At 35.1% G+C, this 13,234-nt stretch carries 12 protein-coding genes; 8 read left to right on the forward strand and 4 right to left on the reverse strand.

Going from position 1 to position 13,234, the window contains the following annotated elements; all coding sequences use genetic code 11:
* A partial coding sequence (locus tag H5985_RS06780) for a DUF4372 domain-containing protein (RefSeq protein ID WP_205050557.1) occupies positions 1 to 283 on the reverse strand: 283 nt, incomplete at its 3' end.
* A 528-nt stretch (positions 284 to 811) separates the two neighbouring features.
* Between H5985_RS06780 and H5985_RS06785 the strand changes: the two genes are divergently transcribed.
* From H5985_RS06785 to H5985_RS06820, 8 genes are all read left to right on the forward strand, one after another.
* On the forward strand, positions 812 to 1,609 hold the full coding sequence (locus tag H5985_RS06785; protein ID WP_205050558.1) for an ABC transporter permease: 798 nt from the start codon (positions 812 to 814) through the stop codon (positions 1,607 to 1,609).
* A gap of 13 nt (positions 1,610 to 1,622) precedes the next feature.
* Positions 1,623 to 2,363, forward strand: coding sequence for an ABC transporter ATP-binding protein (locus tag H5985_RS06790; protein ID WP_205050559.1), 741 nt, complete (start codon positions 1,623 to 1,625; stop codon positions 2,361 to 2,363).
* A gap of 162 nt (positions 2,364 to 2,525) precedes the next feature.
* On the forward strand, positions 2,526 to 4,481 hold the full coding sequence (locus H5985_RS06795) for a hypothetical protein (protein WP_205050560.1): 1,956 nt from the start codon (positions 2,526 to 2,528) through the stop codon (positions 4,479 to 4,481).
* Positions 4,482 to 4,683: 202 nt separating this feature from the next.
* Positions 4,684 to 5,796, forward strand: coding sequence for a UDP-galactopyranose mutase (gene glf, locus H5985_RS06800; RefSeq protein ID WP_205050561.1), 1,113 nt, complete (start codon positions 4,684 to 4,686; stop codon positions 5,794 to 5,796).
* Positions 5,797 to 5,878: 82 nt separating this feature from the next.
* A complete protein-coding gene (locus H5985_RS06805) occupies positions 5,879 to 6,853 on the forward strand; it encodes a glycosyltransferase (RefSeq protein ID WP_205050562.1) in 975 nt (324 codons plus the stop codon).
* A 5-nt stretch (positions 6,854 to 6,858) separates the two neighbouring features.
* Complete coding sequence (locus H5985_RS06810; RefSeq protein ID WP_205050563.1) at positions 6,859 to 7,968, forward strand: glycosyltransferase family 2 protein; 1,110 nt, start codon at positions 6,859 to 6,861, stop codon at positions 7,966 to 7,968.
* 212 nt (positions 7,969 to 8,180) lie between these two features.
* Positions 8,181 to 9,134 (forward strand): glycosyltransferase family 2 protein, encoded by a 954-nt coding sequence (locus H5985_RS06815; RefSeq protein WP_205050564.1) that lies wholly within the window; start codon positions 8,181 to 8,183, stop codon positions 9,132 to 9,134.
* On the forward strand, positions 9,118 to 10,029 hold the full coding sequence (locus H5985_RS06820) for a glycosyltransferase (RefSeq protein ID WP_205050565.1): 912 nt from the start codon (positions 9,118 to 9,120) through the stop codon (positions 10,027 to 10,029). Before H5985_RS06815 ends, H5985_RS06820 begins: the two co-directional genes overlap by 17 nt.
* 46 nt (positions 10,030 to 10,075) lie before the next feature.
* On the opposite strand, the gene glf (H5985_RS06825) is transcribed toward H5985_RS06820, so the two are convergent.
* From glf (H5985_RS06825) to rfbG, 3 genes are read right to left on the reverse strand one after another with little or no spacing between them, the layout of a single operon-like run.
* The gene (glf, locus tag H5985_RS06825) at positions 10,076 to 11,230 is read right to left on the reverse strand and encodes a UDP-galactopyranose mutase (protein WP_205050566.1); all 1,155 of its coding nucleotides are present in this window, start codon (positions 11,228 to 11,230) and stop codon (positions 10,076 to 10,078) included.
* Between the two features lie 19 nt (positions 11,231 to 11,249).
* Positions 11,250 to 12,173, reverse strand: a complete 924-nt coding sequence (locus tag H5985_RS06830; protein ID WP_205050567.1) for an NAD-dependent epimerase/dehydratase family protein — start codon at positions 12,171 to 12,173, stop codon at positions 11,250 to 11,252.
* Positions 12,170 to 13,231, reverse strand: coding sequence for a CDP-glucose 4,6-dehydratase (gene rfbG, locus H5985_RS06835; RefSeq protein WP_205050568.1), 1,062 nt, complete (start codon positions 13,229 to 13,231; stop codon positions 12,170 to 12,172). Before rfbG ends, H5985_RS06830 begins: the two co-directional genes overlap by 4 nt.
* Positions 13,232 to 13,234: the final 3 nt, after the last annotated feature.

Raw genomic sequence — 13,234 nt, forward strand, 5'->3', positions numbered from 1 at the left:
AAGCCAATGTCGTTCGCCCCATGGCTTTGGCTGCCATGTGCTGTAGCTTGCCAACGGCAGAAATTAATCCATCTTCAATTTCTCTTAATGAGTCACAGCCTGCCAGATGACAGAACAGCAAAGAAACAATTTGGTCCCATAAGGAAAATTTGCGAGCGTTGCACTTTGGACTGATCCGTTTATCTTCTTGAAGTATCCAGTCCTGAGGAAGGTATTTTAAAAGCTGAGCAAAGAAGCTGATCGGTGCATTTTGGTTGGTGGATTCGTTAAAATGAGTGTCCATGGCGGTTTCTCGATTTTTAGTGTGGTAACTTAAAATCTAATAAGAAAACCGCCATTTTTCTGTCCGTTATTTCCCTGCCGGAGACGAACAGAGTTTGACTGCATTTTTAAAGTTCGATTTGGACACTACTGAAAAAAACTGTCAACCAATTTCAGGCAAGGTCAAGTTTTTTATGCATTTTTAAAAATAATTCTGTCTAAATTGAGTAACAAATAAAACAAATCCTACTTATTCTCGATAAAGAAATGATGGACACATTCTCTCTGAATTCGAATTACTGCCATAGTGTACATATATCGATTTCTACAGTAAACTTCATCTGATCAATCTGGTTGTAAAAACAAAACTGGTACTTTTTTGTGAGTAGCCCGACGATTTGGAAGTTACTATAGTTAACTTACCCATAATCATCACGCGGTCAAATATGCCTGGCAGCTTATCAAACTCTAGAATTAACCCTTGAAAAGGTCCATAATCAGTCTCAACATTAAAAATCTTATTTCACAATATTACATTTTGGATTTACAAATGCTAAGAGAAATTATTAATGCAATCACAGATTTTTCTAAAAGTAGTAGAAGATTGAACATTGCCTTTATGTTAGGTTGGCAGGATATCCGACAACGATATCGTCGTTCCAAACTGGGACCTTTCTGGTTGACCATCAGTATGGGGGTCGTCATTACAGTTATGGGAATTGTCTTTGGTCAAGTTTTGAGTGTTCCAATGCATGATTATTTGCCATTTTTGGCGGTTGGATTAATTGTATGGACTTGTTTTTGTACATCAGTAATGGAAGGAAGCTCTGCCTTTATAGACGCTCAAGGAATGATAAGACAACTTAATTTACCGTTAACGCTTTACCCCATAAGGGTAGTATGGCGAAACATAATTATTTGTGCCCATAATATGGCGATTTTGCCCTTTGTTTTTCTAATTGTTAATAAAGACTTAACATGGAACTTACTTTGGGTAATCCCTGGTTGTTTTGTATTTGTTTGGAATATTTTGTGGATTTCACTCATATCGGGTACGGTATGCACTCGTTTTCGTGATATGCCTCAAATTGTCAATAGTGTATTACAAGTCTTTTTTTATGTGACACCTATAATTTGGATGCCGAATGCCTTGTCACCCCGATCTGCGAGTATGATTGTCGATCCTAATCCTGTATATCACTTAATCCAATTACTCCGTGCTCCTCTTTTAGGAGAAGCTCCCGTTTTATTAAATTGGCAAATAGGGATAGGTATGGCAATACTTGGTACAATTTTGAGCTTAATATTATTCGGTAAATATAAAAAGAGAATTGCTTACTGGCTGTAAAGTGAGGTTCTTGATGGCATACATTAAATTTCAAAATGTAAGTGTAGATTTTCCTATTTATAACGCAAAAAACAGATCTTTTAAAAATACTGTTATGCAAGCGGCAACAGGTGGGAAAGTTAGCTTTGGTGCTGAAGGAGCCATTATTAGGTCACTAGAAAATGTCTCTTTTGAAATTTCAGAAGGAGAAAGAATTGGCCTAGTAGGCCACAACGGCGCGGGAAAGAGCACGTTATTAAGGGCCTTAAGTGGTGTTTACGAACCTACTGCAGGGTATGCTGAAATTACTGGAGAAATTGGTTCCCTGGTGGATATTGGTTTAGGGATTGATGGGGAAGCTACTGGGAGAGAAAATATTTTTATTCGCGGTGCACTATTAGGTTTAAAGCGCTCTGAAATTGAAAAAAAGTTTGACGAGATTGTCAGTTTTTCTGAACTTGGCGAGTTCGTAGATATGCCAGTTAGGACTTATTCTTCAGGTATGCACCTAAGATTAGCTTTCGCCGTAGCCACTGTGATTCGACCAGAGATCCTTTTAATGGATGAGTGGTTGTCTGTTGGCGATGCTGCCTTCAATGAAAAAGCCGAACAGAGACTAAACGATCTCGTTAAATCAAGCAGGATTCTGGTTATTGCTAGCCACTCTCGAGATTTGATCTTAAAAATCTGTACAAGAGTGTTTTGGTTTGAACATGGGAAGCTAAAAATGGATGCCTCTCCAGAAGAAGTTTGTAAGCTGTACTGGGGATATTAAATCGGATTTTTTCAATAGATGGGTTCGTTCTCTACTCTCTAGGTTTTAAATTTAGAACCTATAGAAAACAAAAACATTTCGCTTCGCCATATGCATAATCACAAGTTGTTTATTTGCTACATCCTATCTGTTCCTGTAATTGTATTTGTCATTCTAAGTAGAATGGACTTAGAAAATTTCTGGTATTTTTGGGATTTTAAGGGCTACTGGACTACTTGGGAGAATCTTCTAAATTTATTACAAACAGAAAAATTTTCAGATTTTGTTACCTATGTTTTTAAAAACATCCGCGAGGATGACTATAACGTTTTCCCCATTGTAATTCCCGTACTTTTTTCGTCTTTGTTAACAGGATTAGATTTACCAAGTCGAACTTTGTACATTCTTTCTATCACTGTAACCTATATTCCTTTATTAGCACTGATTGCAACTAAAACTATCGAGTATATATTTAGAGAAAATAGAGACTATTTTTTATTAACAGGAATATTTTTTCTATTTTTATTTTTCCCTAGTTTTTGGAGCCCAACAGTGATTGGCTATCCTGATGTTTTAGGGCTTATTTTTATTTCATTTTCAATTTACATAACCTTGAGCACAGACTTTTCCAGAGAAGGTTGTCTAAAAAATGTCGTCATGCTAGGTGTGACTCTCTGGCTTGTATTTCTAACAAGACGATGGTATGCCTACACAGTTGTTTCTTTGTATATCTCCCTTCCATTTCTTAACTATATTTTATTTAACGGTTTAAGCGTTAAAACTCGAAACCTTATACTTGTAGCACGAAACTTTTTCTTATCAGGAATTATCTCCATTTGTTGTGTCATTACATTTCAAACCCAAACTTTATTAAGAATTATTAGTACTAGTTATTCAACACTGTATGAAGGGTATCGTTTAGGGGTATTTGAATCAGCAATCGTAGCTTTTGAAACTCTAGGTACAGGGATAGTAATTTTCGCTTCAGGTGTAACATTTTTTTCCTTCTTCGTGAGGAAAACTTTTCCTAAACAATTTATCTTGATTGCTTTTTCCTTTGCTAACCTTATCTTATCATCACTGTTGTTTTTTCAAACCCAAACAGCCTACGTCCAACATTGTCTTCCTTTTGGATTCTGGTTACTCACGATTTCGTGCATTGGAGCGTACCTCATTGTTGCAACGTTCGTAGAATCTATAACCCCTCAAGTTTCTATTACCCTAATTGTTTGTTCATTGGTTATTTTTTATTTGCAATATTTTTCCAATGATTGGGAACGACACAAGTTATTACCGCCACCTGTTCCTCCATTACAGATGCAAAACTATTCCGAATATGAACGATTGGTTAAGGCAATTTCTCTTCTTCCTAATTCACGAGCTACTGTCATATCATCATCAGGGGTTTTAAATCATGAAATGCTCATCACAGGAAGTTTGATTCTCAATATTCCCAGCCATATTGTGCCTTATCCTCAGATCGATAAAAGGGATCATTTAGTTGTAGAACCTTTCTTAGAACGGTATGTAATTGTTGCTGATCCAATACAGTTACATACGAAGCCTGGATCTCAGTTGGTTGTGCAAGTACCTGCCGAAAAAATACTCAAAAATATCGGAATAGGTCAAGCTTATAAGGAAATATCAGGACCTTTTGTTCTTGCAAACGGGGTTGAGGCATATATTTATGAAAAAACTCGACCTTACTCGAAAACTGAGATTATCGATTTTCTTCAACCATTTAGGCAGGCCTATCCTGAATGGGAAGATGAGCTCAATATAATTGGTTCTCTTCTTTCAATTCATAATATTAGTCTCGGAGATAAATGGGGACATTTGAACATTAAACAATCGTCAATTATTACTCATCCAGGAGAAAATACGCCGACTAAGTTCAACTGGATGCTATCAGGTATCAATCAACTTAAGATTACATCTTTTAATAACTCTTGTTTCAACAAGGATTCTGTTAGTTTTAATATAGAATCGGGAATTTCTAAATTGCGTATAAAAATACCACATGGACAATCACAAGTTATTAATGTTGATCAGTTTAATGGAATAGAATCTACAGTCACTATTGAAAAAAATATTTCTGTTGACTGTGACGGAATATCAATTGAGTTAATTAACAATTAGAGATAAAACAACAAAAGACTATTATTTTGTGATAACGTTCTGCCATCTAGTTTTAAAGAGAGGATAACTTTTTTAAACAAAGTTGTTGAGGAATTAATCGAAAGTGTTTAAAAAGCACTGAGTAAATTTATTAAGTGAATTCTATTTTCAAACAGAAACTATGCAGTAATTATCCTGGAATTTATTTTTATCGGAGTTAAGTATGCGTTGTTTAGTGGTTGGTTGTGGTATCTCCGGAGCTACTGTAGCAAGGTGTTTGGCGGATCTTGGCAATGATGTAAATATGATAGAAGAGAGGCCTCATATCGCAGGAAATTGTTACGATTTCCTTGATGACAATGGCTTAACAATACATAAATATGGGGCACATATTTTTCATACGGACAACATAGAAGTTTGGAATTTTGTAAGTAGATTTACAAAGTGGTACCCCTATCAGCACAAAGTTCTTGGTCTAGTTGATGGCCATTATGTACCAATACCTTTTAATTTGAATTCGATCGAAAAAATTTTTCCTTCAACAATAGCGCATCGATTAGAAAATAAATTAATTACCCTTTATGGATACAACGTTAAAATTCCAATTCTAGAGCTTCGCAAATCAGGTGATAAAGATTTGTCATTTTTAGCAGATTTTATCTATGAAAAAATATTCTTCCATTACACACTTAAACAATGGGGACTAACACCAGAGGATTTAGATCCTTCAGTAACTGGTCGAGTTCCTGTTGTCACAAGTCGTGATGATCGTTATTTTCAAAATCGGTATCAAGGTATTCCATTACTGGGATATACAAAACTTATCGAAAAGATGCTTGAGCATAATTCTATAAGCATAAAATTTTCAACAAAATTTCAGAACGGAATGGAGCAGGAATTTGACCATATATTTTATACAGGACCAATTGATGAGTTTTTTGATTATGAATTTGGAGAGCTGCCCTATAGAAGTCTTCAGTTTGATTTCTTTACTTTTAATAGACCTTACTTTCAACGAAATGCCGTAATTAATTATCCATGCAATTATGACTTCACTAGAATCTGTGAGTTCAAACATTTTTTAAATACTAATTCAAACAAAACCGTTATTTCATATGAATATCCAAAAAATTTTATTAAAGGACAGAACGATAGATATTACCCAGTACCTTCTTTAGAAGCCAATAATTTGTATAAAAAGTATCTTGAAAAAGCCAGGAAAGATAAAAAAGGTATTACTTTTCTAGGTCGCCTAGGTGATTATAGGTATTACGATATGGATAAAGCCATTGCACGTGCATTAGAAATCGTAAAAACAATTATGAAGAATATATAGACAAAGTCCTTGTACTATAGATTTTTTCATATTTGTAGAGAATGGCTTAAGCTTCGTCGGTATCTTTTAATGAGAGTTATGAATGCAAACACTTTCTATAATTGTCCCTTGTTTCAATGTTGAGAATTTTATTTACCAGTGCTTAGATAGTATTAGGAAACAGACTTACCAAAATATTGAAGTAATCTGCATCGATAACCATAGTACCGATAATACTTTGCAAATTTTAAAAAAATTCTCTAGGTTGGATAATAGGTTTATCATTATCGAAAAGTCCACTAATACAGGTTACGGAAGTTCTTTAAATCTTGGTTTAAAGGTAGCTAAAGGCTCATATATAGGTATTGTTGAAGGAGACGATTTTATCCAACCCAATATGTATGAGTTGTTAATGGAAAAAGCTGTACGCTATAACTTAGATATTGCTCGATGTGGCTATTGGTATTATACGGATAGTGTTTCTAAGCCTGAATTAAACGAGATTATTCCGAAAAACAAGCTAATAAGACCAGTTGACAACTTAACCCCATTCTTTACTTCACCGTCAATTTGGTCTGCTATCTATAGAGCCAGATTCATTCGTGATAACCATATTTATTTTTTAGATACTCCAGGAGCCAGCTATCAAGACCTTGGATTCTCCTTTAAAACTTACCTAGAATGTGACAGATTCATGATGGTTGATAAATGTCTTGTCAATTATCGTCAACATGCTACGAGTAGCGTACACAGTAGTAAAGGACTACACTCAATTCGAAAAGAATGGGAAGATAATGTTCTGTTTGCCAAAAATAGACTCTATAAATTTAATAAAATTCAATCTATACTGATTGACTTAATAAATTATTCATATAAATGGAATTATCAAAGACTTAACAGAAAATATCGTTACCACTTTTTATATCTATGGCGGAAAGACTTGCAAAAATTTTCCAAGGATATTCCGTTGTACTCTAGCCGCCATTTACTAAATAAACTCGAAACCCTAATAATCATTAGGTTTCCTTTTTTGTACCCTATTCTAAATTTTTTAAGAACCACATTTAAACGGTTATAAACTAAATGCCAATCCTAGTTTCAGTCATTGTCCCTATATTTAATGCTGAAAAATATCTTTTAACTTGTATTGAAAGCATTGCTAAACAAAAAATTAATGGGGATATGGAAATTATCTGTGTAGATGACGGATCCTCTGATAAGTCTATCTGTATTCTTCACAATCTAGCAAGCATTTATCACCAAATTCAAATACTTCAGCAAAGCAATCAAGGTTCATCAGCTGCAAGGAATTTTGGCCTAGATAAAGCAAGTGGTAAATACATTGTTTTTGTAGATGCAGATGATAAACTGGGAGGGAAATCTTATACAGGAAATGAACTTCAGTCTTTAATTGATCCGTTAGAAAATGATGCATCCATTGATTTTAGTGTTGGTAGGGTTAATGTGGTGCATGAATTCGATTCTAATCGTAAATTATCTGATGCGAATTATTATAAGTTACCTTTTTTCGGGAAAAAACAACTTTCTGATCAAGAGATTTTTCAACTACATTGTAGTGCTTGGTCAAAATGTTTTAGAAAAAAGATAATTGACGAATTATCTCTACGATATCCTCTCAACTTGCATTTTGAAGATGCTTATTGGCATTCGTGTTATATGTGTAAACATCACGTTGGTTATGGAGTTGATAGGGTTGTTTATTCATATTTCAGGAGAGAATCTGGAATAATGTTTAAAACCTTTCAATCAAAAGATTCGAAATTAGCTTTTGAACATGTATTAATTGCAGAATTAATTTATCAAAATTTTCAAAAACTTAATCTACTCGATCAAAAGCTTGAGTTAATCTTGAAAATTTTTGAAACTTCGTATCATTTTGCGCTATGGCACTCTCCCGAAAAAGATGCTCTTCTTATTATGTGGAAGACTGGAGAGATTTTAAGAAAGAACCAAATTAAATGCACAAACTCCACCCTTTTAAGTAACCTTAAATCAGGATTACCAGAAAGAATTTTTAGCTATGACAAAAACATTGAAAAAGAAGCTATTAAATGGAGAAAGCTCGTGGAGATATTAGAAAAGATCTTCCCTCCAAATACTTTTAGGAGAAAAGTAGCTGTTAATTTGATTGTAGCTGCATATTCCCGACTTGGACAACATTTGTTTCATTAGTAATACTAGCGCCCATGCATAAGCTACCAAAAATTGAATCTGATATTTTAACTTTCTAGCAAGATACCTTGGAGCACATTTAATAGATGACAAGAAAAGCAACAGATAAATCAAGATGTTACTATGTTACTCACTATCGGTCAAAATAATTTCGCAAATTATAAAATTCTTTTATCCCGCATTCTAAACTCATTAGTATCAAGCGAATTAACATGAAGATTAGTACAGTAATAGTCACCTTTAATCGAAAACAGATGCTTAAAAGATGCGTATTAGCTGTTTGCAATCAAACGTACTCTGTCAACGAAATCTTGATTATCGATAATTGTAGTAGCGACGGAACTGATAATTGTGTGGCTTCACTTATAAAAAAATGGGGAAGTAAAATCAAAATCCGCTATTATCGAATGTCTGAGAATCGTGGGGGAGCTGGAGGATTTGAATTTGGCATAAGCAAAGCATTTAATCACGAGGCTGATTTCATCTGGCTAATGGACGACGATGGTGAACCAGCCCCTAACTGCTTAAAAGAGCTACTTAAACATGCAAGAAGTGACCTCTTGATAGGTCCTCTCGTCGTTTCTTCTGAGAACGGTGCGTTGCTCGCTTTCCCAGTTAGATCTAAAGGTAAATTAGTTAATATTGAGTCAGTCAATAAATTCAAAAATTGTTTCCCTCTGCTTGCTCCAGATATTCTTTTTCCATTTAATGGAACTCTTTTACCAAGAAAAATAGTGAAAAACATTGGATTACCTAGGGGGTGCTATTTTATCTGGGGTGATGAAATTGAATATTGCCTCAGGAGCAAAGAAGCTGGTTATGAACTTGTAACTATAACTAGTGCTGTCTTCTATCATCCCAAAAAGGCAAACATCGGAACCAAAATGATGGGAGGTCTTTTAACATACAATTACTCCACTGAACGTATTAAAAATTACTGTATAGTTCGGAATAGTATTAGAAATTATTTAGATTATAAAAATTTTATTTATGCTATTCTGTTCGCGGTAAAGACGTTCTGGTTTCATACTTTTACAAAACCAAGTTTGACAAATTTAGGCATTTCTTTTCAAGCTTCTATTGATGCTTTAAAAAAAGACTTTTCCAAACATAAAAGATTTTTAAACAAAACTACCAGTGAGGGTTCGGATGCTACCAACAAATAAAGGTGGATTCACATTAGTATTGGTGACACATAATCGCAGCACCTTATTGAAAAAGTGCCTAAAAAGCATCTTAGAGAATGAAAATATAAACTTCTTGCGTTTACTATACATTGTTGATAACAATAGCAGTGATGATACAAAAGAACTTGTTCTTTCATATTCAAAAAGATACTCGCAAATAAAATATATTCACCTGAATGAAAACCTCGGTGGAGCCGGAGGATTTGAGTTTGGACTTAAGATGGCCCGCAAAGAAGGGGGAGAGTGGTTCGGACTACTAGATGATGACATTGTTCTTGATGCCCATTGTTTATCTAGTTTATTTCGCTTGACTGAACAATTTCAATGTATGTCAGCAGTGAGGGAAAATCTTGATGGATCTTTAGCAGAGTACTCTGCCTTAAAATTCGATTTTTCTAATCCCTTTAGACTGAATATTAAAGTAACTTCTATAGCAAAAGAGTACAAAAATCGTGACGTTATGCCTGAAACAATTGAAATTCACGGCGCTGCTTTTGAGGGGCTTTTTTTAAACAAATCTGTCATAGATAAGGTTGGATACCCGCACAAGGAATTTTTCATTTTTGGTGATGATTCTGATTACTGTATAAGAATTCGCAAAAATAATTTTACGATTCGTGCCATTAGAGATGCAAAAATAATTAGACAACTTGAATACCATCCAAGACAAGAAAATAATGTAAAAAGGTACTTCCGCTGGAGAAACTTCTTTGTTCTTCATTTTTTATATGGAGAAAATATCTTTGTTAGATGCAAACCATACCTTTTTTCTTTTGTTCTTGTAATCGCTAATTTATTTAACAAAAACAAAATCCCCGCATACAGACTATTGTCTGATGCTCGAAAGATCTATCATATCCTTAAAATAAAATAATAATTTTGCGTCTAACTACAAAACTCTCCCATTTTTAATTTATCTCTTACTTTAACAAACCAATTATTTTAGACGAAACTTGTAATGCCCTATCCAAAGCCTGATCCATATTGTAATACTTAAAATCTGCCAGCCTTCCACAGCAGAATAAATTGTTTATTTTTTCGGCTTTCCTCCTATACTTATCGTATTGGTTCTTACTCTCTGAAGTCAAGACAGGATAGTAGGGTTCTGCACCTTTTGTTTTATCGTACGCTAACGGGAACTCCTTTGCATAACTACTACCTGCACCTGTTTGAGGTTGTAACTTTTTAAATTCTGTTATTCGAGTAAACCCCGGTGCTTGAGGATAGGCAACAACCGGATATTCTTGTAAAGAATCTTTAGATGTAAAGAACCACTCAAAGCGCAAAGATCTATACGGAAGAGGCCCCTCCATAAGATTAAATAACTCGTCTAGAGCCCCCGTGTATACTACAGGGATAGATGACACCTGACCATCAATAATTAACTCTTTTCCATCATCCGAGATTCTTATGTGATTCAAAGCTTCGTGGTTTAATTTAATTGAAATATTAGGATTGTCTAAAAGATCCTTGAAAAAATCAGTAAAAGACCTTTCTGGCATCAACTGATAAGGATCATCAAAATATCCTTCTTCATATGAAAAGCGTAAAGGTACACGTTTCAACACACTAGGGTCAATTTCATCAGGAGAAATTCCCCATTGTTTAGCCGTATATAAGCTATAGTCCTTCTCAAATAAAAATTGAGCATACTGCCGAATAATAACGTCTTCGCAAGATAAAACCTCGAGAACTGTTGCAGTTTTTCTGCTTCCAAAAACTTGTTTAATATGCTCAATAAGTTCGCAAGATTTCTCTTTTGTATAAAAATCTTCAATCGTTCGGAAATTGAAAGGCGTAGGCGTACACTTCCCATCAATTTCAGCGCCACACTTCAATATAAATTTCTGCCATCTAGAGAATTTAGTTATGTAATCATAAAGTCTTTTCTCTTTGGTATGGAAAGTGTGAGGTCCATATTTCTGCACAATAAAACCATGCTCATCAACATAGTCGTAGAGATTGCCACCAATATGGTCTCGTCGCTCCCACACTTGAACCTTTTTCCCAGCCTCAGCTAACTCTCTTGCAACTACAGCTCCAGACAGGCCGCATCCAATTACTAATACATCCATAGTAAACCTCTTTCTTATTTCAGATTTGAGATTTTAAAGAATTAATTACTTTGGCAATACCTTCTTCAAAAGTAACCTTTGGAACAAATCCTGTATCACAGCGTAGACTAGTCAAATCAACACATGAACATGGAAGAACAGAATCATCTTTATATGGTACTTCTCCAATGCCAAGCGGTAATGATGGATCAATGAGGTCTCGTATCTTATAAATATAGTTTGCCAGTGCCCAATTATCCCCGTGACCTATTGAATAAAAAGCTCCTCCCTTACCTTTAGTTGCAATTAAGTACAATGCCTCAATCGCGTCATCAATATAAACATAGTCCCATAACTGTTCCAGTTTCGTCAAAGATGGGCGCTCTTTTCTTAACAACTTAGCGATTGTGTAATATATGACGTTGTTGTCTTTTCTATCAGGAGCGTATATCCCTGTTGCAACTGCATAGATAAAAGGAATTTTTAATTCTTCACATAAAGATGCACACAAAAATCTAGTCGCGACCTTTGCCGCACCATATGCGTTTTGTGGAGCCGGAGGGGTAGTGGAGTTAATTATTTGACCACTAAGAGCATACTCCATTGTTGAACCTAAAAGAATAAATCTCGAAGCAGATAGCCTTCCAGCTAATTGAACCGCTGATAAAGACATGTCTATATTTGACTTTTGTAGTAGAGTCGAACTTCTAAATTCTGGCGCCACTCCTTTCCATGCGAGATGTACAAAAGCAACAGGATTTTGCGGCAAATTTTCCGAAGTATCCTCCCAATCGTCAAAATGAACAGGAAGTATCCTCACTCCATCAATTCCGCAAATCCTTTTAGCTGACTGGCTAGTTGGAGCTGTTAGTGCATAAATCTCAAAGTTAGAATCTGATAGTCTTTTTAAAAAGTGTCTACCAATAAATCCATCCGCACCAGTCACTACTATTTTTTGTTTCATCTCAAGCCTTTCATAAATTCTAAGATTTCCCTATCCATCTCTTTTGGAATATCGCCTCCTTGCATCCAAACATTTGTCCACTCTACAATTTTTTCCATTGCTTGATCTATATGCCAAGTCGGCTGCCAATTAAAGACCGATTTAATTAGAGAACAATCAAGTTTTAAAAAATTAGCCTCATGTGGAGCGTTAGGATCTGCATTAGTTTTCCAACAGAAATCATTTCCCCATTTTTGTCTAAATAAATCCACAAGATCACCAGTAGTCACACAATCACAATCATCGGGACCAACGTTATACCACCCAGCGTAACTTCTATTCTCATATTGTTTTTGTACGATCATCAAGTAAGCAAAAAGAGGTTCTAACACGTGTTGGTATGGTCTTGTAGAGTGAGGATTTCTCACTTCCATAACTTTGTTGAATTTTACGGAACGAACACAATCAGGAATAATTCTGTCTTTAGCAAAATCCCCTCCCCCTATAACATTACCAGCTCTTGCTGTTGATATAGCTGTGTCAATATCCTCAAAAAAACTATTTCTATAACTATGAGTGATCAGTTCTGAACATGATTTAGAATTCGAGTATGGATCGAAACCGTCTAGTTGCTCATTTTCCCTATAACCCCAAGGCCATTCACGATTCAAGTAAACTTTATCCGTTGTTACATTCAACAGACTTTTAACACACCCTGACAAACGAACACATTCCAAAAGATTCACAGTACCAATCACGTTTGTTTGGTACGTGTATACCGGATCTTGATAACTCTCTCTCACAAGCGGTTGTGCAGCCATATGAATAACAATTTCCGGATGATATTTATCAAATACCTGTTTTAGGTGATCAATATCTCGAATATCTCCTGCAATGTGAACCATTCTTGACTTTACATCTGCAAGCTCAAATAAGGAAATTTCTTTTTTTGAACACAAGGAATAACCAATAAGCTCTGCCCCAGCTAAGCAGAGGATCCTACTTAACCAGGAACCTTTAAATCCTGTATGGCCTGTTAAAAGAACTTTCTTACCTTGAAAAAAACTAAAATCAGTCATATC

The sequence above is a fragment of the Parasutterella secunda genome (genome assembly GCF_016901835.1).
Taxonomy (GTDB): domain Bacteria; phylum Pseudomonadota; class Gammaproteobacteria; order Burkholderiales; family Burkholderiaceae_F; genus Aphodousia; species Aphodousia faecavium.

Coding starts and splice junctions, on each gene's coding strand:
- H5985_RS06785 (WP_205050558.1), top strand. CDS start 812: ATGCTAAGAGAAATTATTAATGCAATCACAGATTTTTCTAAAAGTAGT.
- H5985_RS06790 (WP_205050559.1), top strand. CDS start 1,623: ATGGCATACATTAAATTTCAAAATGTAAGTGTAGATTTTCCTATTTAT.
- H5985_RS06795 (WP_205050560.1), top strand. CDS start 2,526: ATGGACTTAGAAAATTTCTGGTATTTTTGGGATTTTAAGGGCTACTGG.
- glf (WP_205050561.1), top strand. CDS start 4,684: ATGCGTTGTTTAGTGGTTGGTTGTGGTATCTCCGGAGCTACTGTAGCA.
- H5985_RS06805 (WP_205050562.1), top strand. CDS start 5,879: ATGCAAACACTTTCTATAATTGTCCCTTGTTTCAATGTTGAGAATTTT.
- H5985_RS06810 (WP_205050563.1), top strand. CDS start 6,859: ATGCCAATCCTAGTTTCAGTCATTGTCCCTATATTTAATGCTGAAAAA.
- H5985_RS06815 (WP_205050564.1), top strand. CDS start 8,181: ATGAAGATTAGTACAGTAATAGTCACCTTTAATCGAAAACAGATGCTT.
- H5985_RS06820 (WP_205050565.1), top strand. CDS start 9,118: ATGCTACCAACAAATAAAGGTGGATTCACATTAGTATTGGTGACACAT.
- glf (WP_205050566.1), bottom strand. CDS start 11,230: ATGGATGTATTAGTAATTGGATGCGGCCTGTCTGGAGCTGTAGTTGCA.
- H5985_RS06830 (WP_205050567.1), bottom strand. CDS start 12,173: ATGAAACAAAAAATAGTAGTGACTGGTGCGGATGGATTTATTGGTAGA.
- rfbG (WP_205050568.1), bottom strand. CDS start 13,231: ATGACTGATTTTAGTTTTTTTCAAGGTAAGAAAGTTCTTTTAACAGGC.